Source organism: Streptomyces sp. NBC_00057 (assembly GCF_045041165.1).
Taxonomy (GTDB): domain Bacteria; phylum Actinomycetota; class Actinomycetes; order Streptomycetales; family Streptomycetaceae; genus Streptomyces.
This window is the reverse complement of sequence record NZ_CP108256.1, coordinates 3,206,136-3,232,586: the sequence shown is the minus strand read 5'-3', so window position 1 is coordinate 3,232,586 and position 26,451 is coordinate 3,206,136. Positions and strand designations below refer to the sequence as shown.

Sequence of the window (26,451 nt, the reverse complement as noted above, 5' to 3'; positions counted from 1 at the left end):
AGCAGCGGTCGCGGGCCGGGTGACGCCGGCGCGCGCCACTTCCCGCGAACGGTTGCCGAGGTGTGAGCGCGACGCGCGGTCAGTGGGAGGAGCCCGACAGTTGCAGTCCGATCACTCCGACGATCACCAGCGAGATCGAGACCAGCTTGAGGGTGGAGACCACGTCGTCGAGGAAGACCATGCCGTAGATCGCGGTGCCCGCCGCGCCGATGCCCGTCCAAACGGCGTAGGCGGGCCCCACGTCGAGTTTCTTCAGCGACAGCGTCAGCAGACCGAAGCTGCCGAGGGCGAAGACGCAGAACGCGATGGTCGGCCAGAGTCGGGTGAAACCGTGCGAGAGCTTCAGACAGACGGCGAAGCCCGTCTCCAGAAGTCCTGCGACCACGACCAGCAGCCACGCCATCGTCAGTGCCCTCCCACGTCGGTGACCGCCTTGCCTCGCTGGGTGTGATTATGCACTTGCCTGCGGCAGCAGATCGCAAACGTGCCGAGGTCAGTCGCCTTCGCGTCGCTCCCGGGTGGACATCAGCCGCCGCAGCGATTCCAGCCGTGCCGGATCTGCGTGGCCGTCCGCCACCCAGGCATCCAGGGCGCATTCCGGTTGATTGCTGTCGTGGGTGCAGCCGCGCGGGCAGTCCACGGCGGCGGGCTCCAGGTCCGGGAACGCGTGGATCACCCGGGACGGGTCGATGTGGTTGAGTCCGAAGGAGCGCACACCGGGGGTGTCGATCACCCAGCCGCGGTAGTCGGGCAGGGGGAGCGCCAGCGCCGATGTGGTGGTGTGCCGGCCACGGCCGGTGACCGCGTTTACGACTCCGGTGGTACGTCGCCGGTCCTTTGGCACGAGTGCGTTGACCAGCGTCGTCTTCCCGACACCGGAGTGCCCGACGAACGCGGTGACCCGGTCGTGCAGCTGCTCGCGGACCCGCTCCGCCGCGTCGCCGTTCTCCAGCTCCTCGCGGCTGGTGACGATGAACGGGACACCCAGCGGGGTGTACGCCTCCAGCAACTTGTCCGGGGAGGCCAGATCGGATTTGGTCAGCACCAGGAGCGGGGAGAGCCCGCCGTCGTACGCGGCGACCAGACAGCGGTCGATCATCCGCGGGCGGGGTTCCGGATCGGCCAGTGCGGTGACGATCGCCAGCTGGTCGGCGTTGGCGACGACCACCCGCTCGTACGGATCGTCGTCGTCCGCGGTCCGGCGCAGTACCGAGCGGCGCTCACCGATGCGGACGATGCGGGCGAGGGTGTCCTTGTCGCCGGACAGATCGCCGACGATGGAGACGGTGTCACCCACCACGGCGGCCTTACGGCCCAGCTCACGGGCCTTCATCGCCATGACCGTACGGCCGTCGACGAGACAGGTGAGGCGGCCGCGGTCGACGGTGAGGACCATGCCCTCCTCGGCATCCTCGTGCTTCGGGCGGGTATGCGTGCGAGGCCGGTTGCCCTTCGGGTTGGGGCGGAACCGGATGTCGTCCTCGTCGGGGTTCTTGCCGTAGCGGCGCATGTCTCAGGCCCCGAGCATTCCGGTCCACATCTGCGGGAAGTCCGGCAGGGTCTTGGCGGTTGTCGCCACGTTCTCGATCTCCACTCCGGGGACGGCAAGGCCGATGATCGACCCCGCGGTTGCCATCCGGTGGTCGTCGTACGTATGGAAGGTACCGCCGTGCAGCGGCCGGGGCCTGATGTGGAGCCCGTCGGCGGTCTCGGTGACGTCGCCGCCGAGCTCGTTGATCTCCTTGGTGAGCGCGGCCAGCCGGTCCGTCTCGTGCAGCCGCAGATGAGCGACACCGCTCAGGGTGGACGGGCCGTCGGCGAGGGCCGCGACCGCCGCGATGCCCGGGGTCAGCTCGCCGACCTCGCCGAGGTCGACGTCGATGCCGTGGATACGGCCCGAACCGGTGAAGGTGAGGCCGCGCTCGGTCAGCTCGCAGCTGCCGCCCATCGCGCTGAAGATCTCCCGCAGGGCGTCACCGGGCTGGGTGGTGCGCTCGGGCCAGTCGGGGATGGTGACCCGGCCGCCGGTGACCAGCGCGGCGGCGAGGAACGGCTGGGCGTTGGAGAGGTCGGGCTCGACGGTCAGATCGCGGCCGAGCAGGGCGGAGGGGGAGACCCGCCAGACGTTCGGCTCGCCGCCCGTCTCCGGCTCGTCGACCTGGGCGCCGACGGCCCGCAGCATGTCGACGGTCATCCGGATGTGCGGCATGGAGGGGAGTCTCGCGCCGGTGTGGCGCACCTCCACCCCCTGGTTGTAGCGCGGCGCCGACAGCAGCAGCGCCGAGACGAACTGGGAGGACGAGGACGCGTCGATCGACACCGGTCCGCCGTCCAGCGCACCGCCGCCGTGCACGGTCATCGGCAGCGAGCCGCGCCCGTCGTCGTCGATCCGGGCGCCCAGTACCCGCAGCGCGTCGATCACGCCGTTCAGCGGCCGTTCGTACGAACGGAGGTCGCCGTCGAAGTGGATCGGGCCGTCGGCGAGGGCCGCGACCGGTGGCAGGAAGCGCATGACCGTCCCGGCATTGCCGACATCGATCGTGGTGGGGCCGTGCAGCCCGGCCGGGATGACCCGCCAGGCCTCGCCGGAGCCGTCCGGGCCGACGCCCTCCTCGATGCCGACGCCCATCGCGCGCAGCGCCTCGGCCATCAGCAGGGTGTCGCGGGAGCGCAGCGGGCGGCGCAGCCAGCCGGGCTCGGCGGCGAGAGCGGCGAGGACGAGGGCGCGATTGGTGACCGATTTCGATCCGGGCACGGTGACGGTCGCGTCGACGGCGCCGCTCGCTCGGGGGGCGGGCCAGAGGGCGGGGTGCACGGCACTTTCGGTCATGGACCTCACTTTAGTGGCTCACCGCAAACCCGAATCTCGATCAAATGAGACGAAACCGGTACGCAACGCAAGCGTGGTAGGTGTTGCGGGGCGGCACCGGCCCTCACATGCCGAGCAGCCAGCGCCCGCCGCCGATCAGTGAGCAGAGCGACACCGCGTGGAAGAGGAACAGCCAGAGCGCGGCCGGTACATCCGTCAGCCGCGACAGCTGGTCCGCGTCCGAGTCCGGCGCACCGCCGTGCCGCCGCTTCGACTGGAGCTCGAAGGCCGGGCGTACGCCGCCGAGCAGCAGGAACCAGACCACGGTGTATGCGAACAGCGACTGCACGGCGGGCGAGGCGAGCCAGGACACCAGCAGGAAGGCCGACCCGGTGAAGATCACCGTCAGCGCCCCGTACACATTGCGGATCATCACCAGCATCACCGCGAGCAGTGCGGTGGCCGCCCACAGCAACAGTGTGATCCTGCCGTTGACCAGCAGCCACGCCCCGCCCAGGCCCAGCAGCGGCGGGGCGGTGTAGCCCGCGGCCGCGGTCAGGATCATCCCGATGCCGGTCGGCTTGCCGCGGCTGACCGTCAGCCCGCTGGTGTCCGAGTGCAGCCGGATGCCGGACAGCTGCCGCCCGGTGAGCAATGCGATCAGCCCGTGCCCGCCCTCGTGCGCGATGGTGATCGCGTTGCGGCTCAGCCGCCATATCAGGTTCGGTACGACGGCGATCAGTGCGAGCGTTCCGGTCACCACCACCAGCCACTGCTCGGGCGCGGGCTGGGTGCCGAGGACGCGGTCCCACAGATTGCCCAGATCGGTGCTGTCCATGGCGTGGGCGACTCCTTGCGGTATCGGCGTCTTGTCGTCGTGACGGTCGTGGCAGTCTGGCACTTATGTGCGGACGGTATGCAGCGAGTCGGCGGCCCGAGGATCTGACCGGACTCTTCCAGGTCGAGAAGTGGGAACCGGCGGAGACCCTGGCGCCCGATTGGAACGTGGCGCCGACCAAGGAGGTCTACGCCGTACTGGAACGTCCTGTGAAAGACGCAGATGATCAGCGTCCGGTTCGCCAGCTGCGCGCCCTGAAATGGGGGCTCGTACCGTCCTGGGCGAAGTCCCCCGAGGGTGCCGCACGCCTGATCAACGCCCGCGCGGAGACCGTCCACGAGAAGCCGTCCTTCCGCCGCCCCTTCGTCTCGCGGCGCTGCATCCTGCCCGCCGACGGGTACTACGAGTGGGTCACCGGTGCGGATGAGCGGCAGCTGGAGGAGAAGGGCAGGAAGAAGCGGCCGCGCAAGCAGCCCTACTTCGTGACACCCGCCGACGGATCGGTCTTCGCGATGGCCGGACTGTACGAGTTCTGGCGCGACCGGACACTGCCGGACGATCATCCGATGGCCTGGTGGGTGACCTGCTCGGTGATCACGACCGAGGCGGAGACCACCCCGCTCGCCGTCGCCCCCGCCGAGGGCCCGGCCGCACTCGCCGACATCCACCCCCGGATGCCACTGATGCTGACCCCGGACCGGTGGGATGCCTGGCTCGACCCGTCGCGCACCGATGTCGAGGAGCTGAAGGGGCTGCTCGCACCGCCGCCGGGAGGGCTGATGCGGGCCTATCCGGTGGCCACGGCCGTCAGCAACGTCCGCAACAACGGTCCCGAACTGCTGGAGGAGCTGGCCGCGCCGGAAGCGAGCACGCTCTTCTGAGCCTGTTGCGACCGGGCAGGATGGGGTGCGTGAGTACTGCAGAGACAGGCCGCAGGGCCGAGACGGTCGACACGGAAGCCGGACCGGCCAGGATCACCTGGCTGCCCGCCGAGAACGCGAAGAACGCCCGCCTGGTGCTCGCGGTCAGCCATGGTGCGGGTGGCGGCATCGAGACCCGCGACCTGCGTGCCCTGGCCGCTGCGCTGCCCGCCCACGGGGTGACCGTCGCCCTGGTGGAGCAGCCGTGGCGGGTCGCCGGTAAGAAACTCGCGCCCGCCCCGAAGACCCTGGACACCGGATGGCGGGGCCTGTGGCCGGCGCTCACCGCCGCGGGGCTGCCCGTCGTCGCGGGAGGACGCAGCGCAGGGGCACGGGTGGCCTGCCGCACGGCGAAGGAGCTCGGCGCCCACGCCGTCCTCGCGCTCAGCTTTCCGCTGCATCCTCCGGGGAAGCCGGAGAAGTCCCGCAAGGACGAGCTCCTCGGGTCCGGCGTGCCCACGCTCGTCGTGCAGGGCGGCAATGACCCGTTCGGGCGGCCCGCCGAATTCCCTCCGGGGGAGTACGAGATCACCGAGGTGCCGTACGGCGACCACGGGTTCGCCGTACCGAAGAAGTCCGGCCTGACCGAGGATCAGGCGATGGAGATCCTCACTGCCGCCGTGACCGGGTGGCTGTCCACCCTCGTATGACGTACGCCCCCTGCGGGTGGAGCCGGTCACACCCACGTCGGCAGACCGGGCACACCCCTGGGAATGTTGAGCGAGGGGCCACTGTTGTGGGTGACATCGGTACATCAACGTCGTACGTGGAGAGGGAGTCCGTCGCATGGGTTCGACCATCTGCCCGCGCCGCTCGAACGCCGCTGACCTGGAGTGGACGGTCCTGCATGCGGCCAAGACCACTCCCGAGCGGGCACTGAGCGGATCGGATCGACAGCCCGTCTCGAAGCAAGGTCGACTATTCTCCGATTCGAGCGGGTCCGGTTTCGGCTCCGCCACAGCGTTGGAGGAGGTGGGTCCGGTCACTGGGACCGACACAGGGACCGACGACGGCCGCGCACAGGAGACGACTGCCGAGCGCAATGCGCGCTTCGAGCGGGACGCTCTCGGTTTCCTCGACCAGATGTACTCGGCCGCGCTGCGCATGACGCGCAACCCCGCAGACGCCGAGGACCTGGTCCAGGAGACGTATGCCAAGGCGTACGGCTCCTTCCACCAGTTCCGTGAGGGCACCAACCTCAAGGCGTGGATGTACCGCATCCTCACCAATACGTTCATCAACTCGTACCGCAAGAAGCAGCGCGAACCTCAGCGCAGCGCCGCCGAGGAGATCGAGGACTGGCAGCTGGCGCGCGCAGAGTCGCACATGTCGACCGGTCTGCGCTCCGCGGAGTCGCAGGCTCTCGACCATCTGCCCGACTCGGATGTGAAGTCCGCTCTGCAGGCGATCCCCGAGGAGTTCCGCATCGCCGTGTATCTCGCCGATGTAGAGGGCTTTGCCTACAAGGAGATCGCGGACATCATGGGGACTCCCATCGGTACGGTGATGTCCCGACTGCACCGGGGCCGCCGCCAACTGCGCGGCATGCTGGAGGACTACGCCCGTGAGCGCGGGCTTGTCCCGGCCGGTGCCGGAGAGTCGGACGATCGGAAAGGCTCGGGCTCATGAGCTGCGGAGAGCCGCACGAGACGGACTGCTCAGAGGTCCTCGATCATCTCTACGAGTTTCTCGACCACGAGATGCCCGACAGCGACTGCACCAAGTTCGAGGTGCACTTCGAGGAGTGCTCCCCGTGCCTGGAGAAGTACGGCCTGGAACAGGCCGTGAAGAAGCTGGTGAAGCGCTGCTGCGGCCAGGACGACGTGCCGACCGATCTGCGCTCCAAGGTGATGGGCCGGATCGACTTGATCCGCTCGGGGCAGGCGGTGCCCGAGCAGGACGTGACGGCGTCGGAGACCGGTCAGCCGACCGTCGCCAAGGAGTGACGCCCGGCGGCCGTCACTCGTAGCCGCGCCCCGTATCGCCCGCGTCCCGCGCGCATCACCCGAATGCGCTAATCGGGCCCGTTGACGCTCGACGGGACACACAACTCGCTAGCCTGGCGCCCTCATTGACCATGTTGGGGGGCGGGCGGGGCGGGTGAGAGCCACACGCGGGGCGGCGCGCGCGTACATTCTGACGGCCGCGGTCGGCGCCCTGGTATGTGTGCTCCCCGCGCTGGGAACGGGCGCCGGGACCCCGTGGGCCACCGTCGGACTGCTCACCGGGCTCTATCTGGCCTGTGAACTCCCCGGGCGCTGCTCCTTCTTCGGCAGCTCCGTGCCGATCTGCGCCGGATCGCTCTTTCCACTGCTGCTCGCCGCCGCCTTTCTGCTGCCTCCCGCCGCGGCCGCCCTGGTCGCGATCCCCGGATCGCTCGTCGGCCGGGTGGAGACCCCGCCCGCCACCGCACGGCGTGTCTGGCGGACCGCGCAGCTCGCCGTCACCGTCTGGGCGGCCTCGTCCGTACACGGTCTGCTCGGCGGCGCCGCCACGCTCGGCGGCACAGGTACCGGCCCCGACCGGCTCCCCGACCTCCCGTACGCCCTGCTGCCCGCCTGTGCCGCCGCCCTGGCCTTCAGTCTCGTCCTGACCACTCTGGACGGCTCCATCCTGGTCGCGGCCGAACGGCTGCCCGTCCGGCGTGCCTGGAGCGGACTGCTGTGCCGCTCGCTGGGACCGCATCTGGTGCATGGTCTCGCCGGGCTGATGATGGCCGTCCTGTGGCGCGGTCCGTACGGGCCGCTGTCCGCGCTCATCATCCTGCTGCCGATGTACATCTCCTGCTGGGTCTTCGCCCAGTACCACCGAGAGCACGCCGCCCACCGCGCCACCATCAGAGCACTGGTACAGGCAGTCGACATCAAGGACACGTACACCCGCGGTCACAGCGAACGGGTCGGGCAGGCCTCCGTCCTCATCGCCCGGGAACTGGGCATGGACCAGGGCCGGCTGGAGGTCCTCCGCTTCGCCGGCATCCTGCACGACGTGGGCAAGCTCGGAGTCCCCACCCGGGTGCTCCGCAAGGACGGACCGCTCACCCCTCAGGAGCGGCGGGTGATCGAACTGCATCCGGAGTACGGGCACGAGATCGTCCGCGGCATCGGCTTCCTCGACGAGGCGCGGGCCGCGATCCTGCACCACCACGAACGGCTCGACGGCAGCGGCTACCCGTACGGGCTCAGCGGGCGGGAGATCCCCGAGGTCGCACGGGTCGTCGCGGTGGCGGACGCCTTCGACGCGATGACGTCGACCCGGTCGTACCGGCGGGGGAGGCCGGTGCCCGCGGCGCTGGAAGAGTTGAAGCGGTGTGCGGGTACGCAGTTCGATCCGCGGATGGTGCGGGCGCTGGTGCGGGCGGTGGACCGGCACGGATGGTCGGCGGCGACGGCGAACGAGGCGATTCCGCGGCCGCGGAGGGAGGGGGCGGCGGGCGGGGGTGCCGGAGCCCTCCGGGGGCCGGTTCGTCCTCAACCGTCGGGCGGCCCCGGCCCCCCCCGGTCTGCAGCCGTCCGTGGACCGTCGCCGATGACCCGGGTCGGGTCGTGGTTGCCCCCCGTCGTCCTCGCCGTCCGCGGCGCAGCTGCGATGCTCGCCGTCGCCGGGCTCGGCCACACCCTCTGGGACGGTGTCCACGAACCCGGACACGCCCTCGCCTTCGGGGTGCTCATCACCGTCGGTGAACTGGCCCGCTGGGGTGCGCTTCCCGGCGAGCGCGAGCCCGCGCCGCTCGGAGTCGCCGGAGCACTCGCGTACGCCCTCCTCGGCCGCAGCGGCGGCGCCCCCACCACCCACGGCGTCCTCCAGGTGGTAGCCGTACTCGTCGCGGCACAGCTCGTCGCCTGTGTGCCCCATATGGCACGCGGCAGCGGACCCGCGCCCGACCGGGTGGCCCGCCGCATCCTGACCGTCACCTTCGCCGCCGTGTGCTTCCAGCCGCTGTACAACTCCGGCCGCACTGCGGACCGGTTCGGCGAAGGCCCGTACTACGTGCTCTTCATGCTCCTGTTCCTCGTCCTGACCGCCCTGTGCGACGCCGTGCTCGCCGCCCTGCTGCTGCGCTCGCGCACCGTCCCCCATGGCTTCAAGAGCACGGGAGGTACCCCCCTCCCGTACGGGCCGCTGCTCCGCGACGAGCTGCGCGCCCTGATCGGCATCGGGTCGGCAGTCTGCGCGACCGGGGTCGTGATGGCCCTCGGGGTCGCCGTCGCCGGGCTGTGGGCGCTGCCCGTCCTGTGCGTACCGCTGCTGCTGACCCAGGTCTCGTTCCGCCGGTTCGTCGCGGTGCGCACCACCTACCGGCAGACGATCACCTCGCTCGCCCGGTCCACCGAGATCGCCGGATACACCCCGCACGGGCATGCCTGCAGGGTCGCGGTGCTCTGCACGGCCGTCGGACGAGAGCTGGGGCTCTGCGGGAGCGAGCTGACCGTGCTGGAGTACGCGGCCCTGATGCACGACATCGGCCAGCTCTCCCTCGTCGACCCGGTCCCGGACGGGGCGACGGCCACCCTGCCCGCCGCCGAGCAGCGACGCATCGCGCTGCTCGGAGGGGCCGTGGTCCGGCAGACCGGGGTGGACACCGAGGTCGCCGTCGTGGTGGAACGGCAGGCCGACCCCTATCGCGAGCAGCCGTTGTCCGCCAGGATCGTCAGGGCCGTCAACGCATACGACGACCTCTCCGGGGAAAGTCTCATCGGGCCGCTGGGTGCGCTGGAACAACTCAGGCTCGGTACCGGTCACGACTATCAGCCCGAGGTCGTGGAATCACTGGCCAGAGTCCTGGCCCGGGGCGGTCTGACCCCCGTCCTGCCTGGGTAACCCATGGGTAATGAGCGGGTGTCCGGCCAGGCATGGTTGGATGCGAAGAAGAGCGGAAAACGAGGGTGTCCAGTCGGGACAGGCGGGAATCGTGAGGATCTTCGGGAAGGTACGGCATCGGCCCTCCGCCTCTTGGCGGCAGGCCACGGACCGCGCGTTCACGCTGATCGGCGACGGCCGGTACGAGGACGCGGGCGCGCTGCTGACACGTGCGGCGGACCTGGAACCCTGGCTCTCCGAGTCGTGGTTCAACCTGGCGCTGCTGCACAAATTCCGGCATGACTGGGAACAGGCGAGAGCCGCCGGCCTGAGGGCCGTCGCGCTGCTCGACAAGGAATCCGGTGCTCCCGACTGGTGGAACGTCGGGATCGCCGCCACCGCGCTGCAGGACTGGCCGCTGGCGCGCCGGGCCTGGCAGGCGTACGGCCTCAAGGTGCCGGGCGCGGGCCAGTACACCTCGGCGGCCAACAGCGAGCCGGTCGGCATGGAGCTGGGCAGCGCCGCGGTACGGCTGTCGCCGGAGGGCGAGGCCGAGGTCGTCTGGGGCCGCAGGCTCGATCCGGCCCGGATGGAAGTGCTCTCCATCCCGCTGCCGTCGTCCGGCCGACGCTGGGGCGAGGTCGTCCTGCACGACGGCGTGCCGCACGGAGAGCGGGTCACCGCGGCCGGGCCCTCGTACCCCGTCTTCGACGAGATCGAGCTTTGGGCGCCGTCCCCCGTACCCACCTGGGTCGTGCTGCTCGAAGCGGCCACCGAGGCGGACCGGGACGCCCTGGAGCGGCTGGCGTCCGACGCCGGGTTCGCCGCCGAGGACTGGTCGTCCTCCGTGCGGCTGCTCTGCCGGGCCTGCTCGGAGAGCCGGATGGAGAGCGACGAGGGCGACGGCGAGCACCTGGACCCGCACGACCACAGCGAGCCGGGGCATCCGGGCCCGCTGGGGCACCGCACCGCCGGTGAGCTGTGGGTGCCCGAGCGCGAGTGCGGGATAGCGGCACCGGCGGGGCTGGTGCGCGGACTGCTGGACGGCTGGGTGGCGGACAGCCCGGACAGCCGTGAGTGGCGGGATCTCGAAGAAGTCTGCTGACCGGTGCCCGTAGGCTGTACGGGCACCGATCGCGGTGCTCGGGTGCCCGGGCCCCGGTCCATCGGATGTCCGGGTTTCAGGTTTTGAGGAAGGCGTACGGCGGACATGGCGCAGCAGGAGACGGACGAGCAGATCAGCGTCGACGACGAAGGTTTTGTCGTGGACACCGAGGACTGTGAGGCGCGCGAGGCGGCACATCGTGAGCGCGGCACCTCCCGTCCGATCACGGTCGTGGGCAACCCGGTGCTGCACAAGGAGTGCAAGGACGTCACCGAGTTCGACGACGAGCTGGGCCGGCTGATCGACGACATGTTCGCGAGCCAGCGGACGGCGGAGGGCGTGGGCCTTGCCGCCAACCAGATCGGCGTCGACCTGAAGGTCTTCGTCTACGACTGCCCGGACGACGACGGTGTACGGCACGTGGGCGCCGTCTGCAACCCGGTGCTGGAGGAGCTGGCGCCCGAGGACCGGGTCCTGGACGACTCCAACGAGGGCTGCCTCTCCGTCCCGACGGCCTACGCCTCGCTGGCCCGCCCGGACTACGCGGTGGTCCGCGGGCAGGACGCCAAGGGCAACCCCGTCAAGATCCGAGGCAACGGCTACTTCGCCCGCTGCCTCCAGCACGAGACGGACCACCTGTACGGATACCTGTACATCGACCGGCTCTCGAAGCGGGACCGCAAGGACGCGCTGCGGCAGATGGCGGAGGGCACCCCGCGCTACGAGACCGTTTCGAACGACTGACAACCTGCGCGTACGGCGCGGTGGACGGCCCAGCCGACCGCCGCGCCGATCGCGTACCAGAGCAGGTCCGGCGCGTTGAACGACGTACCGAGCACCAGCCGCGCCAGGGTGCTGTGCGCTGCGAGGTCCGCCGGTACGCCGGTCAGCTGGAACAGCTCCACGGCGCAGCTGAGACCCAGCGCGGCTCCTGCCGCCGTCCCCGGCCGGACCCGGGGCGCGAGCAGTACCACCAGGGTCAGGATCAACACCGTATACAGCGCGTCGCCCGCGTACTTGGCGACGGCGCCCGTCGCCGTGGACCTGATCCCGAGGCCTGTGGCGACCGTCAGCACAGCTGCGACGCATGCCATGAGGCGTGCATGTGCGAGATCGCCCATGACGGGCACCTTATGCGGCCTCACCCAGCTTCACCGCGGCCGGGGTAGTCACCTGCGGACCACGAATCCCATCGAGCAGACCTTCGCGACCGTCCGGCCGCGGACCGAGGTCACCCGCGGTGCCGGCAGCGCGGCTGCTGTCCTCGCGATGGTCTCGAGCTCGTCGAGTCCGCCCAGGCCCGCCGGCGATCCGTGAACGCACCCCACCTCGTCGCCCTCGTCCGAGCCGGAGCACGCTTCGAACGCGGCCACTTCGTCGAGACGACCTGAAGCTCACGCGGCATGAACGCAATGGCAGAATAGGCCGGTGACCAGCGCCAAAGACACAGTCCGCCAGTTCCTTCTGCAGGTGCGATCGGGCAGGCAACCCGACTGGGCCGACCGCTTCATGGCCAGCCACGTCCTGGCCCACCAGGTCGTCTCGGAGACGCCGGTGGTCGTGGAGCGCACCCCGCAGCAGTACGCCGAACACGTCCAGGAGATGCTCGACGCGTACGGCGCCTTCACGCTGACCGTGGACGAGCTCATCGCCGAAGGGGACCGGGTCTACGCACGCTGGACCCAAAACGGACGCCATGCAGGACCGATCGACCACCACCCGCCAACCGGAGCGGAGATAACGGCGATTACCAGTGCGGTCTATCGCATCGAGGACGGCCTGATCGTCGAGTACTGGATCCAGATCGACCGGCAGGGAATCACCGCCCAGCTGGAGAAGGCTGCCAGTGAGCACTGAAGCAAATCTGTTCCACAGGGTTTGACTATTACTCCGGGCGTCGCACCGACCTCGTAGACGCGTACGTCGAGGCCGGCAGAGGAGCAGCCGGCGAAGCTGCGAGCGTGTGAAAGTCCGACGGATCCGACCCGCATGCAGGTACGTGATCCCGAAGGGGACCGGAGCGACTGAGGACTGCCCCGGCAAGCAGTGGGGCAGCCCTCAGCGGTGTAGTGCTAGAAGTCCTCGTCCAGGTCCACCGAGCCCTCGACCGCCACCTGGTAGGCGGACGGACGGCGCTCGAAGAAGTTCGTCAGTTCCTGGACGCCCTGCAGCTCCATGAACCCGAAGGGGTTCTCGGAGCCGTACACCGGGGCGAAGCCCAGGCGCGTCAGGCGCTGGTCGGCGACGCACTGGAGGTATTCGCGCATGGATTCCGTGTTCATGCCTGGCAGGCCTTCGCCGCAGAGGTCGCGGCCGAATTGGAGCTCCGCCTCGACAGCTTCCTTCAGCATGTCGGTGACCTGCTGCTCAAGCTTGTCGTCGAAGAGGTCCGGCTCCTCCTTGCGGACGGTGTCCACGACTGCGAAGGCGGCTTCCATGTGGCAGGTCTCGTCGCGGAAGACCCAGTTGGTCCCGGTGGCCAGGCCGTGCAGCAGGCCGCGGGACCGGAACCAGTACACGTAGGCGAAGGCACCGTAGAAGAACAGGCCTTCGATGCACGCGGCGAAGCAGATCAGGTTCAGCAGGAAGCGGCGGCGGTCGGCCTGCGTCTCCAGGCGGTCGATCTTCTCGACCGAGTCCATCCACTTGAAGCAGAACTGCGCCTTCTCACGGATCGACGGAATCTCCTCGACCGCGTCGAACGCCGCCGCACGGTCGTCCGGGTCGGGCAGATAGGTGTCGAGCAGCGTCAGATAGAACTGGACGTGTACGGCCTCCTCGAAGAGCTGACGGCTCAGGTACAGCCGCGCCTCGGGGGAGTTGATGTGCTTGTACAGCGTCAGCACGAGGTTGTTGGCGACGATCGAGTCACCGGTCGCGAAGAACGCGACGAGCCGGCCGATCATGTGCTGCTCGCCGGGGGACAGCTTGGCGAGGTCGGCGACGTCGGAGTGGAGGTCGACCTCCTCCACCGTCCAGGTGTTCTTGATCGCGTCCCGGTAGCGCTCGTAGAAGTCCGGGTAGCGCATGGGCCGCAGGGTCAGTTCGAAGCCCGGGTCGAGCAGGTTCTTCTCGGAGTTGGTGGAGCTCATTACTGGCAGGCCTCGCAGGACTCGGGGTTTTCGAGGGAGCAGGCGATCGCGTCCGCGTCGGGAGCCTGGGCCTGCTGCACGGGAATGGGAGCGGCGGCCGCGGCCTGGCCGGAGGCCGCGCGGGCGATCCGGGTCGCCGGGCGCGAGCGCAGGTAGTACGTCGTCTTCAGCCCCTGCTTCCAGGCGTACGCGTACATCGAGGAGAGCTTGCCGATCGTCGGCGTCTCCAGGAACAGGTTCAGCGACTGGCTCTGGTCGAGGAACGGCGTACGGGCCGCCGCCATGTCGATCAGACCGCGCTGCGGGATCTCCCACGCCGTGCGGTACAGCGCCCGCACATCCTCCGGGATCCAGGCGAAGCCCTGCACGGAACCGCTCGCCTCGCGCAGTGCCTCACGGGTCCGCGCGTCCCACACGCCGAGCTGCTTCAGCTCATCCACCAGATATGCGTTGACCTGGAGGAACTCACCGCTGAGCGTCTCGCGCTTGAAGAGGTTGGAGACCTGCGGCTCGATGCACTCATACACACCTGCGATCGAGGCGATCGTCGCCGTCGGCGCGATGGCGAGCAGCAGCGAGTTGCGCATTCCGGTCTTCGCGACCCGGGCGCGCAGCGCGTCCCAGCGCTCCGGCCAGTTCAGCTCGGTGTCGTAGTGGTCGGGGTGCAGCACACCGCGCGCGGCACGCGTCTCGGACCAGGCGGGCAGCGGGCCGGAGCGCTCGGCGAGCGCGCAGGACGCCTCGTACGCCGCGAGCATGATCCGCTCGGAGATCTTCGTGGAGAGCGCGCGGGCCTCGGGGGAGTCGAACGGCAGCCGCAGCTGGAAGAAGACGTCCTGCAGACCCATCGCGCCCAGGCCGACGGGGCGCCACTTCGCATTGGACCGGCCGGCCTGCTCGGTCGGGTAGAAGTTGATGTCGACGACCCGGTCGAGGAAGGTCACGGCGGTGCGGACGGTCGCGTCCAGCCGCTCCCAGTCGATGCCACCGTCGGCGACGAACGCACCGAGGTTCACCGAACCCAGGTTGCAGACGGCCGTCTCGCCGTCATCGGTGACTTCGAGGATCTCGGTGCACAGATTCGACGAGTGGACGACGCGGCCCGGCTCGGCGGTCTGGTTCGCGGTCCGGTTGGAGGCGTCCTTGAACGTCATCCAGCCCTGGCCGGTCTGCGCGAGGGTGCGCATCATCCGGCCGTACAACTCACGGGCCGGCATCGACTTGCGGGCCAGCCCCTTGGCCTCGGCTGCGCGGTACGCGGCGTCGAACTCCTCGCCCCACAGGTCGACCAGCTCGGGCACGTCCGCCGGGGAGAACAGCGACCAGTCGCCGTCCGCGTCGACCCGGCGCATGAACTCGTCCGGGATCCAGTGCGCCAGGTTGAGGTTGTGCGTACGCCGCTGGTCCTCACCCGTGTTGTCGCGCAGCTCCAGGAACTCCTCGATGTCCGCGTGCCAGGTCTCCAGGTAGACGGCGGCGGCGCCCTTGCGGCGGCCACCCTGGTTGACCGCGGCGACGGAGGCGTCGAGCGTCTTCAGGAACGGCACGATGCCGTTGGAGTGCCCGTTGGTGCCGCGGATCAGTGAACCGCGGGCGCGGATGCGGGAGTACGAGAGACCGATGCCGCCCGCGTGCTTGGAGAGCCGCGCCACCTGGTGGTAGCGGTCGTAGATCGAGTCGAGCTCGTCGAGCGGGGAGTCCAGCAGATAGCAGGAGGACATCTGCGGATGCCGCGTGCCGGAGTTGAACAGGGTCGGCGAGGACGGCAGGTAGTCGAGCCGGCTCATCAGCCCGTACAGTGCCGCGACTTCGTCCAGGGCGCGCTTCGAGTCGTCCTCGGCGAGCCCGGCCGCGACGCGCAGCATGAAGTGCTGCGGCGTCTCGATGACCTGGCGGGTGTGCGGGTGACGCAGCAGATAGCGGCTGTGCAGGGTCCGCAGCCCGAAGTAACCGAAGCGGTCGTCGGCGCCGTCGGTCAGTGAACGCTCCACCAGCGCGTCGAGCGCGGCCGCGTGCAGCGCGACGAACTCGGCGGTACGGTCCGCGATCAGGCCCTCTCGGTGCCCGACGGCCACCGAGGCGGAGAAGGAGACCACGCCCTGACCCGCCGCCTCGTCCGCGATGGTGCGGGTCAGCAGCCTGGCCGCGAGCCGGGAGTAGGCAGGGTCCTCGGAGATCAGCCCCGCGGCGGCCTCCGTGGCCAGCGAGCGCAACTCTGCCTCGTCCGACCGGGCGTTACGGCCGCGCAGCGCGGCGGCGGCGACGCGACCGGGGTCGGTGTCGGGCAGATCGACGGTGAGGTCGGTCAGGGTCCGCAGCAGTGCGGTCCCCGGTCCGTCGTGTGCGGTTCCCTCGGACTCGGCCGCTTCGGACACGGCGACTGAAGCCGGATCGGCTGGCGCGATGGTCACGTGGTGCTCTCCCTCGCTCGGCTCGGGGCCGGCGGGGAGCGGGGCAGCCGGGCAGAGGCGGGCCCGCGTCGGGCAGCACTCATTGCGGCGTCCACCGGCCCATCCGCGAGGCCCGGACGTCTGGCATCCGGTTCGGTCGAGCCGGATGCGCTGTCGGCAGGTCCTCGGACTTACTTGCGGGTGCACAAAAGTGCACCGAATACACCGTTGCGGGACAGTTCCGGATTCGCACCGGATTTCCCTGCGGCGACAGCGAGCACGAGCATACATGTGGGGGCCGCTGGATGGGACGGCCCCCACATGTTGTGTCGCGCAGTAGAAGTCGAGCCCACAGGACTAGCCGTGAGATCCCCTGTCGGAGCAGGCGGACGGCCCGCCACGCCCCGCTGAAGGGGGCGCGACGGGCCGTCATCCGGCCGTGGGAGCGGTCGTCAGTGGCCGCCGCCCGGGGCCCCCGCCGTGGCCGGCGGGAGCTCCGCCCGGACGCCCGGGTCGCCCGCGTCGGCCGTGTAGTCGGCCGGGGAGGTCTCGTCGGTCCCGGCGGGTGCCTTCACGGCGTTCAGGACGAGGGTGAGCACCACCGTCACCACCACGTTCAGCGCGAACGCGGTCAGACCGATGTAGCCGATCTCGCCGATGCCCGGGATCTCCTTGGACGACCCGCCGAAGTGCGCCTGGGTCGGGCTGGCGACCCCGTACGCGGCCACCGTCCCGTACACCATGCCGACCGCCCAGCCCGCGAGCAGTGCCCAGCGGTGGAACCAGCGGGTGAACAGGCCGCCGACCAGGGCCGGCATCGTCTGGAGGATCCAGATCCCGCCGAGCAGCTGGAAGTTGATCGCGACCGTCTTGTCCATGGTGAGGACAAAGGCGAGCGCGCCGACCTTCACCAGCAGCGACACCAGCTTGGAGACCTTGGTCTCCTGTTCCGGGGTCGCGTCCGGCTTCAGGAAGTCCTTGTAGATGTTGCGGGTGAAGAGGTTCGCCGCGGCGATCGACATGATCGCGGCGGGCACCAGAGCGCCGATGCCGATGGCGGCGAACGCGACCCCCGCGAACCAGTCGGGGAACATGTTCTCGAACAGTTGGGGGATGGCCAACTGCCCGTTGTCCACCTTGATCCCGGCGGCGATCGCCATGAAGCCGAGCAGCGCCAGCAGGCCCAGCATCAGCGAGTACAGCGGCAGGATCGTGGTGTTGCGCCGGATCACATTGCGGCTGCGGCTGGAGAGCGTCGCCGTGATCGAGTGCGGATACATGAAGAGCGCCAGCGCCGAGCCCAGGGCCAGTGTGGCGTAACCCCATTGGCCCGCTTCACCCGGCGCGAGCGCGCCGCGCGGCTTGCCGGTTGCCGGGTTGGTCTGGGAGAACGCATCGCCCGCCTTGGCGAAGATGTCGTCGAAGCCGCCGAGCTTGATCGGGATGTAGATGATCGCCACTACGATGACCAGGTAGATCAGTCCGTCCTTGACGAACGCGATCAGCGCCGGCGCCCGCAGACCGGACGAGTAGGTGTACGCGGCGAGCACCGCGAACGCGATCAGCAGCGGCAGGTCCTTGACGAACCAGTGGGTGTTCTCTCCACCGCCCACGCCCATCACGTCCAGCACGGCCTGGATGCCGACGAGTTGGAGTGCGATGTACGGCATCGTGGCCAGGATGCCCGTGACGGCGACCGCCAGCGAGAGCCCCTTCGAGCCGAAGCGCCCGCGGACGAAGTCCGAGGTGGTCACGTACCCGTGCTTGTGCGAGACCGACCACAGGCGCGGCAGGAAGGTGAAGATCAGCGGGTACACGAGGATCGTGTACGGCACGGCGAAGAAGCCTGCCGCGCCCGCCGCGTAGATCGCCGCGGGAACGGCGACGAAGGTGTACGCGGTGTACAGGTCGCCGCCGAGCAGGAACCAGGTGACCCAGGTGCCGAACGAACGTCCGCCCAGGCCCCATTCGTCGAGGCTGGCGTCGTTCTCGGCCTTCCGCCAGCGCGCCGCCAGGAAGCCCATGACCGTGACGGCCAGGAAGAAGAAGATGAAGACGCCGAGCGCGACGCCGTTCACGCCGTCCTTCATGCCGAAGCACCCCCCTTGCGGGCGCGCTGGTCACGCTGCCACAGCTTGTACGCGATCACCGTGAGTGCGGTGGAGATCAGCACCCAGAGCATCTGGTACCAGTAGAAGAACGGAATGCCGATGAAGGTGGGGTCCACCTTCGCATACGAACTCACCCAGAGCATCGCCACGAACGGCGCGATGAGACAGAGGGCGATGACCACCCGCACGGGTGTGACTGTGGGCGGTTTTCCTTCTGGGTCTGCTGGCATACGGCGACTCCGTCCCCTCGCTGATCACCTGGTGTAATGCGCAGGAAATCTAGGGGAGGCTTCCGGTCACCGTCACCCCCTGTCCGCATTGCGGTCCGGCAACGGTCCCGTGCGCGGGCACGAACGTTCGGAATGTTGTCAAACGTACGACACTTGGTCTGCACCAGGCGTGTCAACGGCCCCCGTGGAGTGGTGGATTCCACGGGGGCCGCGACGGTCGCACCCAGGAGTGCGGTGGCCGGAATCAGTCGGCCGACGCACCCGGACTTCAGTCCGTCGGCCGCTTCAGGCGCGCCACGAACTTGTACCGGTCGCCCCGGTAGACCGAGCGCACCCACTCCACCGGTTCGCCCTGCCCGTCGAGCGAGTGCCGGGACAGCATCAGCATCGGCAGGCCCACATCCGTACCGAGCAGTCCGGCCTCGCGCGGGGTGGCGAGCGAGGTCTCGATGGTCTCCTCGGCCTCGGCCAGCCGGACGTCGTACACCTCCGCCAGGGCGGTGTAGAGCGAGGCGTACTTCACCAGCGAACGGCGCAGCGCCGGAAAGCGTTTGGCCGAGAGGTGCGTGGTCTCGATCGCCATCGGCTCCCCGCTGGCGAGCCGCAGCCGTTCGATCCGCAGCACTCGCCCACCGGCCGTGATGTCGAGCAGTCCGGCGAGCGTGTCGTCCGCCGTGACGTAGCCGATGTCCAGCAACTGGGACGTCGGTTCGAGTCCTTGGGCGCGCATGTCCTCGGTGTACGAGGTGAGCTGCAGAGCCTGTGAGACCTTCGGCTTGGCGACGAAGGTGCCCTTGCCCTGGATGCGCTCCAGCCGACCCTCGACGACCAGTTCCTGGAGTGCCTGGCGCACGGTCGTGCGCGAGGTGTCGAACTCGGCGGCCAGGGTCCGTTCCGGTGGCACGGGGGTGCCCGGCGGCATGGTGTCCGTCATGTCGAGGAGATGTCGCTTCAGCCGGTAGTACTTCGGGACACGCGCCGTCCGTGTGGCCGCGCCCGTCTCGTTCTCCGTACTGCCCCCGTCGCCCATGGCCCGCCTTCCCGACTGCTGCGTTGCTGCCGTCACCGGCTCCTCCGTCTGTCGCGGCTCACATGGTGGCACGGTCCGGTCACGGCTCGTCGCCCTCCCCCAGGTGTCGGTCCTGTAACGGACGCGAGTGCACTTCTTATACACCCTTGACACCCTTAAAGGTCTAGGCCAAGCTCCCGGTTCTGGTCTAAACCATTAAAGGCCAGGTCCAGCCCCAGCAGTACTCGTCGAATGTCTTCGCGGTGGGCGGGGTTGCGGTATCCCTGAGGAGGGTTTGGCGTGAAGCGCAAGCTCATCGCGGCGGTCGGCGTCGCGGGCATGATGATCGGCCTCGCGGCGTGTGGGTCCGACGACGGCGACAGCAACAGCGGTAAGAAGACCGGCCCGGACAGCTACAAGGGTGAGACGCTCACCGTCTGGACGATGTCCGGATCGAACCCGCCCGGGTGGACCAAGACGGTCACCGATGAGTTCGAGAAGAAGACCAAGGCCGAGCTGGAGATCGAAGTCCAGGACTGGAACGGCATTCAGCAGAAGGTCACCACGGCCCTCTCCGAGTCCAACCCGCCGGACGTCCTGGAGATCGGCAACACCCAGACCCCGGCGTACGCCAAGACCGGTGGTCTCGCCGACCTCGGTGACCTGAAGAAGGAGATCGGCTCCGCCTGGGCCGACGGCGTCAACCAGCCCTCCATGTACGACGGCAAGCAGTACGCCCTGCCGTGGTACGTGGGCAACCGCGTCGTCATGTACAACAAGAAGGTCTTCAAGGACGCCGGTATCACCGAGACGCCGAAGACCCGTGCAGACCTCTTCAAGGCGTTCGACGCCATCAAGGAGAAGGGCGACGCCGAGCCCATCTACCTGCCCGGCCAGAACTGGTACTTCTTCGACGGCCTGCTCGTCGGCAAGGACGTCTCGCCGGTCAAGAAGAAGGGCGACAAGTACGTCTCCAACCTGGCCGACCCGAAGGCCGCCGAGGCCATGGACGTGTACAAGCAGTACCAGTCCTACTCCAAGGCTCCCAAGGACAAGGACGAGGCCACCCCGCAGCAGGCCGAAGTCTTCGCCAAGGGCAAGACCGGCGCCGTCATCGCCATGGGCTACGAGGCCGGCACCGCCATCAAGGCCAACCCGAAGCTCAAGGACGACATCGGCTTCTTCACCATCCCCGGTGAGACGGCGGACAAGCCCGAAGGCGTCTTCCTCGGTGGCTCCAACCTCGCCGTCGCCGCGGGCAGCAAGAAGCAGGAGCTGGCCAAGGAGTTCCTGAAGATCGCGCTCTCCGAGAAGAACGACGGCGCGCTCATCAAGGAGGCCGGCTGGTCTCCGAAGAGCGACGCCATGCAGCAGTACACCGTCGGCCAGCCCGCCGCCGAGGCGGCCGGCCCGGCCGCCGCCAAGTCCGGTGGCACCACCCCGCTGATCCCGGAGTGGGCACCGGTCGAGAACCCGCCGAACCCGATCAAGACCTACATGACGCTGGTCCTGCAGGGTAAGTCGCCCGCCGATGCCGCCAAGCAGGTCGAGGGCGAGCTCGACAAACGCCTCAGCCAGCAGCAGTAATCGCAGTAGCGCGTCCCGCGCCGGGGCGGCGGGTCTCGACCCGCCGCCCCGGTTGTACGCACCGTTCCGTGTAGGGCTTTGTTGGAAGAGATGGCGAGCATGGCAGTGCAAACCGACCCCTCGGATGTGGCCAAGACGGTCGCAGTCCGCGGGCAGGACGGGAAAACACCCGTCGGGCAGCACGGGGGAAGCAAGCGGAAGGTGGGTATCGGCACAGCGCCGTACCTGTTGATGGTTCCCGCGCTTGCGGTGACGGCGATCTTCCTCGGGTATCCCTTGGTCAAGAACGCCATGCTGTCGTTCCAGAACCTCAATATGGGACAGCTGATCCAGCACGTCACCGAGTGGAACGGCTTCAAGAACTACCAGGAGATCCTCACCGGTGAGGACTTCTGGAAAGTTACGCTCCGCACGATCGTGTTCACCGGCGTCAACGTCGTTCTGATCATGATCATCGGCACGCTGGTCGGACTGCTGCTCGCCCGTCTCGGCAGGAAGATGCGCCTCACCCTGATGGTCGGCCTGGTGCTCGCCTGGGCGATGCCGGTCGTGGCCGCGTCCACCGTGTTCCAGTGGCTGTTCGCCTCACGCTTCGGGGTCATCAACTACGCGCTGGACAAGCTCGGCCGGCACTCGATGGCCGACTTCAACTGGACCGGCTCGCAGTTCTCCACCTTCTTCGTGGTCACCCTGATGATCGTCTGGCAGTCGATCCCGTTCGTGGCGATCAACCTGTACGCGGCGACCACCACCATCGCCAAGGAACTGTACGAAGCCGCCTCACTCGACGGCGCCGGCGTCTGGAAGAGCTTCACATCGGTGACGTTCCCGTTCCTGCGGCCCTTCCTCTACGCCACGACCTTCCTCGAGGTCATCTGGGTCTTCAAGGCCTTCCCGCAGATCTTCACCATCAGCGAGGGCGGCCCCAACCGCCTCACCGAGACACTGCCGATCTACGCCTTCGTCGAGGGTGTCGGCAACCAGCACTACGGTATGGGCGCGGCGATCTCCCTGCTGACCATCCTGATCATGCTGGGGCTGACCTCGTACTACCTCCGCATCGTTCTCAAGCAAGAGGAGGACGAGCTGTGAAGCGCTCACTGCTCGGCCGCATCTGGCCCAACGCAACGGCGATCGTCCTCTTCGCCGCACTGGTCTTCCCCGTCTACTGGATGTTCAGTACGGCGTTCAAGCCGACCGGCGACATCATCACCGAAGCGCCGGTCTGGTTCCCGACCGACGTCACGTTCGAGCACTTCAAGACGGCGTACCACGCACCGAACTTCCTGACCCTGGTCAGGAACTCGCTCACCGTCACGCTGCTCGCCGTGGTCTTCTCGCTGATCATCGCGCTCTTCGCGTCGTTCGCGCTGGCCCGGATGCGGTTCAAGGGCCGCAAGAGCATGATCCTGGTCTTCATGATCGCGCAGATGGCCCCCTGGGAAGTCATGGTCATCGCGATCTACATGCTGGTCCGCGACGCCGACATGCTCAACAGCCTGGTCCCGCTGACGCTCTTCTACATGGTGATGGTGCTTCCCTTCACGATCCTGACGCTGCGCGGCTATGTCGCCGCGGTGCCCAAGGAGTTGGAGGAGTCGGCCATGGTCGACGGCTGCACCCGCCCGCAGGCCTTCATCAAGGTGATCCTGCCGCTGCTCGCCCCCGGCCTGATGGCCACCTCGCTCTTCGGCTTCATCACGGCGTGGAACGAATTCCCGCTGGTTCTGATCCTCAACAAGGACCCCGAGGCCAAGACACTTCCGCTGTGGCTATCCCAGTTCCAGAGCCAGTTCGGCGACGACTGGGGTGCCACCATGGCGGCGGCCTCGATCTTCGCCATCCCGATCCTCATCCTCTTCGTCTTCCTGCAGCGCAAGGCCGTCAGCGGCCTCACCGACGGCGCCGTGAAGGGATAACACCGCTCCATGACCACGCTGATATCCACCACGGACACCATCACCCGCGACGCTCTCGCCGTCCTGCAGCCCGGATTCACCGGCACCACCGCCCCGGACTGGGTGCTGCGCCGGGTCGACGAAGGCCTCGCTTCCGTCGCCCTGTTCGGCCGCAACATCCAGACGCCCGAGCAGGTTGCCTCGCTCACCGCCCAGCTCAGGGCCGGGCGCGACGACCTCCTCGTCGCGATCGACGAAGAGGGCGGTGACGTCACCCGCCTCGAGGTGCGTACCGGCTCCTCCTTCCCCGGCAACCTCGCGCTCGGCCACGTCGACGACGTGGCGCTGACCCGCGCGGTCGCCCAGGAGCTGGGTCGCCGGCTCGCCGAGTGCGGCGTCAACCTCAACTGGGCGCCGTCCGCGGACGTCAACTCCAACCCGGGTAACCCGATCATCGGTGTGCGGTCCTTCGGCACCGACACCGAGCTCGTGGCCCGGCACACCGCCGCGTACATCGAGGGCCTCCAGGCCGCCGGAGTCGCCGCCTGCACCAAGCACTTCCCCGGGCACGGCGACACCGCGATCGACTCACACCACGCGATGCCGCGCATCGACGTGGACCTGGAGACGCTGTACGCCCGTGAACTGGTGCCCTTCCGGGCGGCCATTGCCGCAGGTTCCAAGTGCGTGATGAGCGCGCACATCCTGCTGCCCGCCCTCGACCCGGACCGCCCCGCGACGGTGAGCCCGCAGATCCTCACCGGTCTGCTGCGCGAGGAGCTGGGGTACGACGGCCTGATCGTCACCGACGCCGTGGAGATGCAGGCCATCGCCGGGACGTACGGCATCGAGCGCGGCTCCGTCCTCGCGATCGCCGCGGGGGCCGACGCCCTGTGCATCGGTGGCGGCCTGGAGGACGACGGCACGGTGCAGCGGCTGCGCGACGCGCTGGTCGCGGCGGTGCGCAGCGGTGAACTCGTGGAGGAGCGGCTCGCCGACGCGGCCGCACGGGTACGTGCCCTCGCGTCCTGGACACGGGGGGCCGAGGGAGCCGGTTCGGAGCCGGGTGCGGCAGTGCAGAAGGAGACCGCGCACGGTACCGGGACCGGTTCCGGCATCGGCCTGGTCGCCGCCCGCCGCGCGGTGAAGGTGACCGGCTCCGCGGAGCCGCTGACCGACCCCGCTTACGTTGCCGCGTTCACCTCCGCGTCGAACATCGCGGTCGGCGACGAGACCCCGTGGGGCATCGCCGCGGAGCTGGGCCGGCTGCTGCCGGGCACGGAGACCGACACATACAGCAGCGACACCGAGGCACCCGTCGCCGCCGTGCTGCGGGCCGCGGGGGAGCGGCGCATCGTCGTGGTCGTCCGCGATGCCCACCGCCATGCCTGGATGGCCGAGACCCTCGACGCACTGGTGGCGGAGCGCCCCGACACAGTCGTGGTCGAAATGGGCGTCCCGCAGGCGGCCCCCAGGGGTGCCCTGCACATCGCCACCCACGGCGCGGCCCGCGTCTGCGGCCTCGCGGCCGCGGAGATCATCGCCAGGGGCACGGACCGCCCCCAGGCCTGAAAGCAGGGAGTGATGCAGCACGAGGGGCCGCATCACGCCTGCCCCACCCCCGGCCGGCCCAACGCCCGTTCAGATGGACGGGCGTTGCCGGCTGCACGGCCGATCCAAGCCGACCGGGTACTTCAAGCCGCTCCGGCAGGTCAAGCCGGCCCGGCGTTTGAGGACACCGTGTCCACCCGGACGACCCTCCCCCCGGCGCGAGGGTCGGATCAAGCCCGTCCGGCGATTGAGGACAAGCACGTCCGCAGGACGCGTAACGGCATACGAGAGGGCCGGGGCACCCACCACGGGTGCCCCGGCCCTCTCCCCACGTCCGGGACGACTGAGACCGACCGGTCTAAAGACCCTGCCACAGCGGCTTCGCCGCATACGTGGCGCGGAAGTAGTTCGCCAGCTTCAACTTCGACGCGGCAGCCTCGTCCACCACAACCGTCGCATGCGGATGCAACTGCAGCGCCGACGCGGGCACGATCGAGGCCACCGGCCCCTCCACCGTTTGCGCCACGGCGTCCGCCTTGCCCTCGCCGGTGGCGAGCAGGATCGGGTGGCGGGACTCCAGGATGGTGCCGATGCCCTGGGTGATCACGTGGTGCGGCACCTGCGTGATGTCGTTGTCGAAGAAGCGCGCGTTGTCGACCCGGGTCTGCTCGGTGAGCGTCTTGATCCGGGTACGGGAGGCGAGCGAGGAGCACGGTTCGTTGAAGCCGATGTGCCCGTCGGTGCCGATGCCGAGGAGCTGCAGGTCCACCCCGCCGGCCTCGGCGAGCGCCTTGTCGTACGCCTGGCAGGCGGCCAGGACGTCCTCGGCGGAGCCGTCGGGGCCCATGAAGGACGCCTCGGACAGGCCGAGCGGTTCGATGACCTCGCGCAGCACCACGGAGCGGTAGGACTCGGGGTGGCCCGCCGGCAGCCCGACGTACTCGTCGAGCTGGCAGATACGGGCGCGCGAGGCGTCCACGGCGCCGGAGCGGACCTTGGCCGCCAGCGCCCGGTAGATGGGCAGCGGGGTAGAGCCGGTGGCAACGCCGAGAAGGGCGTCGGGCTTGCGGCTCAGCAGGGCGCCGATGGCCTCCGCGATGAGTTCGCCGCCTGCCTTGGCGTCCGGGACGATGACAACTTCCACGCGGGGCCTGCCGATCTGAAGAGTTGAATCACGTGGTATAGACCAATCGGGGTCCAATCTAGCAGAATCCGGTAACACGGACACGACGGCCGCACCCGTCCTGGCCGCGGCCCGCCGGCGGGTGTCCGGGTTGAGCGGCGACTGGCCGAGGCGATCCTGGCCCGCAGGGGCGAGGCCGAGACCCTGGCTTCGCGCTACCGCTTCGCCGAGCGCATGGTCATCACCTCGCGCGGCTACGGCCATCGACGCGGCCAAGGAAGCCGCCCTGAAGCTGATGGAGACCAGCTGCATCCCGGCTCTCTCCTACTCCGGCGTCGATCTGCTGCACGGCCCGCTCGCCATGGTCGACAACATCTCCCCGGTGATCGGCCGTCGTCGCGGACGGCCGGGGCGGCCGGGCCCTCCAGCCGGTCCTGGACCGGCTGTGCGGCCGTGGCGCGGACCTGTTCGTGGTCGGCCCCGAGGTCCAGGTGGAGGCGGCGTCCGCGGGCTTCGTGCTGCCGACGGCGGGGGGTCGCCGAAGAGGTCCAGCCGATCCTGGAGATCCTGCCGCTGCAGATGCTGGCATACGAGGTGACGATCGCCCGCGGTCAGGACCCGGACGCGCCGCGTGCGCCGGCCAAGGCCACCGAGACCCGCTGATCACGGGGCGGGGTACGGGCGACGCCCGTAGAACACCCGCGGGCCGCGGCGCCGGGACGGGACCCTCGGCCCGTCCGGCACCGCAGCCCGGAGTCAAGACCGACCACCACCTGGGGGGCGGCGTCGCGGGGTTGGGCACGCACATCTGCGGCGTTGTCGTCAATCACCAACGCTCCGCGTTGGCTCGATCCTCCGCCTTGCAGCTGCACGCACCCAACCCCGCTCCTTCTCCCACCCCCCAGGCGCCGGGCGGTCTGCTCGGCCGGCGGTGTGCGGTGCCCCCGGCCGGGGAGAGGTGCCTGCGCAGTCAGGGCAGAGAGCGCGG

Annotated in this window: 23 protein-coding genes, 3 pseudogenes and 1 riboswitch; of the genes and pseudogenes, 15 read left to right on the top strand and 11 right to left on the bottom strand. The window is 69.2% G+C overall.

All coding sequences use genetic code 11. The annotated features are described in order from the left end of the window. Positions 1-79 precede the first annotated feature (79 nt). From OG953_RS14865 to OG953_RS14850, 4 genes are all read right to left on the bottom strand, one after another. Positions 80-403 (bottom strand): multidrug efflux SMR transporter, encoded by a 324-nt coding sequence (locus tag OG953_RS14865; protein WP_145803350.1) that lies wholly within the window; start codon positions 401-403, stop codon positions 80-82. A 90-nt stretch (positions 404-493) separates the two neighbouring features. Next, the gene (rsgA, locus tag OG953_RS14860) at positions 494-1,510 is read right to left on the bottom strand and encodes a ribosome small subunit-dependent GTPase A (protein ID WP_405684679.1); all 1,017 of its coding nucleotides are present in this window, start codon (positions 1,508-1,510) and stop codon (positions 494-496) included. Between the two features lie 3 nt (positions 1,511-1,513). Further along, on the bottom strand, positions 1,514-2,830 hold the full coding sequence (gene aroA, locus OG953_RS14855; RefSeq protein ID WP_405684678.1) for a 3-phosphoshikimate 1-carboxyvinyltransferase: 1,317 nt from the start codon (positions 2,828-2,830) through the stop codon (positions 1,514-1,516). A gap of 103 nt (positions 2,831-2,933) precedes the next feature. Further along, positions 2,934-3,647: a M50 family metallopeptidase gene (locus tag OG953_RS14850; protein ID WP_405684677.1), complete on the bottom strand. Its 714-nt coding sequence runs from the start codon at positions 3,645-3,647 to the stop codon at positions 2,934-2,936. 65 nt (positions 3,648-3,712) lie between these two features. Here OG953_RS14850 and OG953_RS14845 point away from each other — a divergent pair, with 65 nt between their 5' ends. The 8 genes and pseudogenes from OG953_RS14845 (at position 3,713) to def (ending at position 11,216) form a co-directional block, all read left to right on the top strand. After that, positions 3,713-4,528 (top strand): SOS response-associated peptidase, encoded by an 816-nt coding sequence (locus OG953_RS14845; RefSeq protein WP_405684676.1) that lies wholly within the window; start codon positions 3,713-3,715, stop codon positions 4,526-4,528. A gap of 29 nt (positions 4,529-4,557) precedes the next feature. Further along, positions 4,558-5,217 (top strand): alpha/beta family hydrolase, encoded by a 660-nt coding sequence (locus OG953_RS14840; RefSeq protein ID WP_405684675.1) that lies wholly within the window; start codon positions 4,558-4,560, stop codon positions 5,215-5,217. Between the two features lie 322 nt (positions 5,218-5,539). Next, positions 5,540-6,196, top strand: coding sequence for a sigma-70 family RNA polymerase sigma factor (locus tag OG953_RS14835; RefSeq protein ID WP_189273941.1), 657 nt, complete (start codon positions 5,540-5,542; stop codon positions 6,194-6,196). After that, on the top strand, positions 6,193-6,513 hold the full coding sequence (gene rsrA / locus OG953_RS14830; RefSeq protein WP_405684674.1) for a mycothiol system anti-sigma-R factor: 321 nt from the start codon (positions 6,193-6,195) through the stop codon (positions 6,511-6,513). Before OG953_RS14835 ends, rsrA begins: the two co-directional genes overlap by 4 nt. A gap of 154 nt (positions 6,514-6,667) precedes the next feature. Continuing rightward, positions 6,668-8,068: pseudogene (locus tag OG953_RS14825) on the top strand (HD-GYP domain-containing protein); the annotation flags it as partial. A gap of 27 nt (positions 8,069-8,095) precedes the next feature. Then, positions 8,096-9,388, top strand: coding sequence for an HD-GYP domain-containing protein (locus tag OG953_RS14820; RefSeq protein ID WP_405691834.1), 1,293 nt, complete (start codon positions 8,096-8,098; stop codon positions 9,386-9,388). 91 nt (positions 9,389-9,479) lie between these two features. After that, a complete protein-coding gene (locus OG953_RS14815; protein ID WP_405684672.1) occupies positions 9,480-10,472 on the top strand; it encodes a tetratricopeptide repeat protein in 993 nt (330 codons plus the stop codon). A 105-nt stretch (positions 10,473-10,577) separates the two neighbouring features. Then, positions 10,578-11,216, top strand: coding sequence for a peptide deformylase (def, locus tag OG953_RS14810; protein ID WP_405684671.1), 639 nt, complete (start codon positions 10,578-10,580; stop codon positions 11,214-11,216). Here def and OG953_RS14805 read toward each other — a convergent pair. Beyond that, a complete protein-coding gene (locus tag OG953_RS14805; protein WP_405684669.1) occupies positions 11,192-11,593 on the bottom strand; it encodes a DUF2809 domain-containing protein in 402 nt (133 codons plus the stop codon). The genes def and OG953_RS14805 overlap by 25 nt on opposite strands. Positions 11,594-11,642: 49 nt before the next feature. Here OG953_RS14805 and OG953_RS14800 point away from each other — a divergent pair. Both OG953_RS14800 and OG953_RS14795 read left to right on the top strand, forming a co-directional pair. Further along, positions 11,643-11,863, top strand: a pseudogene (locus OG953_RS14800) (IS256 family transposase); the annotation flags it as partial. 37 nt (positions 11,864-11,900) lie between these two features. Then, positions 11,901-12,329, top strand: coding sequence for an ester cyclase (locus OG953_RS14795; RefSeq protein ID WP_405684667.1), 429 nt, complete (start codon positions 11,901-11,903; stop codon positions 12,327-12,329). Between the two features lie 215 nt (positions 12,330-12,544). On the opposite strand, the gene OG953_RS14790 is transcribed toward OG953_RS14795, so the two are convergent. The 5 genes from OG953_RS14790 to OG953_RS14770 form a co-directional block, all read right to left on the bottom strand. After that, positions 12,545-13,564: a ribonucleotide-diphosphate reductase subunit beta gene (locus tag OG953_RS14790; RefSeq protein ID WP_405684666.1), complete on the bottom strand. Its 1,020-nt coding sequence runs from the start codon at positions 13,562-13,564 to the stop codon at positions 12,545-12,547. Continuing rightward, positions 13,564-15,975, bottom strand: coding sequence for a ribonucleoside-diphosphate reductase subunit alpha (locus tag OG953_RS14785; protein ID WP_405684665.1), 2,412 nt, complete (start codon positions 15,973-15,975; stop codon positions 13,564-13,566). The genes OG953_RS14790 and OG953_RS14785 overlap by 1 nt, the downstream gene beginning before the upstream one ends. Before the next feature lie 137 nt (positions 15,976-16,112). After that, a riboswitch (cobalamin riboswitch) is annotated at positions 16,113-16,254 on the bottom strand. A 152-nt stretch (positions 16,255-16,406) separates the two neighbouring features. Further along, the gene (gene mctP / locus OG953_RS14780) at positions 16,407-18,044 is read right to left on the bottom strand and encodes a monocarboxylate uptake permease MctP (RefSeq protein ID WP_405684664.1); all 1,638 of its coding nucleotides are present in this window, start codon (positions 18,042-18,044) and stop codon (positions 16,407-16,409) included. After that, complete coding sequence (locus OG953_RS14775) at positions 18,041-18,295, bottom strand: DUF3311 domain-containing protein (protein ID WP_114246558.1); 255 nt, start codon at positions 18,293-18,295, stop codon at positions 18,041-18,043. The genes mctP and OG953_RS14775 overlap by 4 nt, the downstream gene beginning before the upstream one ends. Before the next feature lie 268 nt (positions 18,296-18,563). After that, complete coding sequence (locus OG953_RS14770) at positions 18,564-19,325, bottom strand: GntR family transcriptional regulator (RefSeq protein ID WP_405691832.1); 762 nt, start codon at positions 19,323-19,325, stop codon at positions 18,564-18,566. 279 nt (positions 19,326-19,604) lie between these two features. Here OG953_RS14770 and OG953_RS14765 point away from each other — a divergent pair, with 279 nt between their 5' ends. The 4 genes from OG953_RS14765 (at position 19,605) to OG953_RS14750 (ending at position 24,361) form a co-directional block, all read left to right on the top strand. Next, complete coding sequence (locus OG953_RS14765; RefSeq protein ID WP_405684663.1) at positions 19,605-20,891, top strand: extracellular solute-binding protein; 1,287 nt, start codon at positions 19,605-19,607, stop codon at positions 20,889-20,891. A gap of 99 nt (positions 20,892-20,990) precedes the next feature. Next, complete coding sequence (locus tag OG953_RS14760) at positions 20,991-21,983, top strand: carbohydrate ABC transporter permease (RefSeq protein WP_405684662.1); 993 nt, start codon at positions 20,991-20,993, stop codon at positions 21,981-21,983. Further along, entirely contained in the window at positions 21,980-22,810 is an 831-nt protein-coding gene (locus OG953_RS14755; protein ID WP_405684660.1) for a carbohydrate ABC transporter permease, read from the top strand. Before OG953_RS14760 ends, OG953_RS14755 begins: the two co-directional genes overlap by 4 nt. Positions 22,811-22,819: 9 nt before the next feature. Beyond that, positions 22,820-24,361 (top strand): glycoside hydrolase family 3 protein, encoded by a 1,542-nt coding sequence (locus OG953_RS14750; protein ID WP_405684658.1) that lies wholly within the window; start codon positions 22,820-22,822, stop codon positions 24,359-24,361. Positions 24,362-24,698: 337 nt separating this feature from the next. Here OG953_RS14750 and nagB read toward each other — a convergent pair whose 3' ends face one another. Beyond that, entirely contained in the window at positions 24,699-25,484 is a 786-nt protein-coding gene (gene nagB / locus OG953_RS14745) for a glucosamine-6-phosphate deaminase (RefSeq protein WP_405684657.1), read from the bottom strand. A 141-nt stretch (positions 25,485-25,625) separates the two neighbouring features. On the opposite strand from nagB, the pseudogene OG953_RS14740 reads away from it, so the two are divergent. After that, positions 25,626-26,126: pseudogene (locus tag OG953_RS14740) on the top strand (SIS domain-containing protein); the annotation flags it as partial. Positions 26,127-26,451: the final 325 nt, after the last annotated feature.

Excerpts from the sequence above, each read along its gene's own strand:
- OG953_RS14790 (WP_405684666.1), bottom strand. The coding sequence starts at position 13,564 with ATGAGCTCCACCAACTCCGAGAAGAACCTGCTCGACCCGGGCTTCGAA.
- OG953_RS14770 (WP_405691832.1), bottom strand. The coding sequence starts at position 19,325 with ATGGGCGACGGGGGCAGTACGGAGAACGAGACGGGCGCGGCCACACGG.
- OG953_RS14775 (WP_114246558.1), bottom strand. The coding sequence starts at position 18,295 with ATGCCAGCAGACCCAGAAGGAAAACCGCCCACAGTCACACCCGTGCGG.
- OG953_RS14820 (WP_405691834.1), top strand. The coding sequence starts at position 8,096 with ATGACCCGGGTCGGGTCGTGGTTGCCCCCCGTCGTCCTCGCCGTCCGC.
- rsrA (WP_405684674.1), top strand. The coding sequence starts at position 6,193 with ATGAGCTGCGGAGAGCCGCACGAGACGGACTGCTCAGAGGTCCTCGAT.
- rsgA (WP_405684679.1), bottom strand. The coding sequence starts at position 1,510 with ATGCGCCGCTACGGCAAGAACCCCGACGAGGACGACATCCGGTTCCGC.
- mctP (WP_405684664.1), bottom strand. The coding sequence starts at position 18,044 with ATGAAGGACGGCGTGAACGGCGTCGCGCTCGGCGTCTTCATCTTCTTC.
- aroA (WP_405684678.1), bottom strand. The coding sequence starts at position 2,830 with ATGACCGAAAGTGCCGTGCACCCCGCCCTCTGGCCCGCCCCCCGAGCG.
- OG953_RS14805 (WP_405684669.1), bottom strand. The coding sequence starts at position 11,593 with ATGGGCGATCTCGCACATGCACGCCTCATGGCATGCGTCGCAGCTGTG.
- OG953_RS14760 (WP_405684662.1), top strand. The coding sequence starts at position 20,991 with ATGGCAGTGCAAACCGACCCCTCGGATGTGGCCAAGACGGTCGCAGTC.
- def (WP_405684671.1), top strand. The coding sequence starts at position 10,578 with ATGGCGCAGCAGGAGACGGACGAGCAGATCAGCGTCGACGACGAAGGT.
- OG953_RS14845 (WP_405684676.1), top strand. The coding sequence starts at position 3,713 with ATGTGCGGACGGTATGCAGCGAGTCGGCGGCCCGAGGATCTGACCGGA.
- OG953_RS14865 (WP_145803350.1), bottom strand. The coding sequence starts at position 403 with ATGGCGTGGCTGCTGGTCGTGGTCGCAGGACTTCTGGAGACGGGCTTC.
- OG953_RS14750 (WP_405684658.1), top strand. The coding sequence starts at position 22,820 with ATGACCACGCTGATATCCACCACGGACACCATCACCCGCGACGCTCTC.
- OG953_RS14850 (WP_405684677.1), bottom strand. The coding sequence starts at position 3,647 with ATGGACAGCACCGATCTGGGCAATCTGTGGGACCGCGTCCTCGGCACC.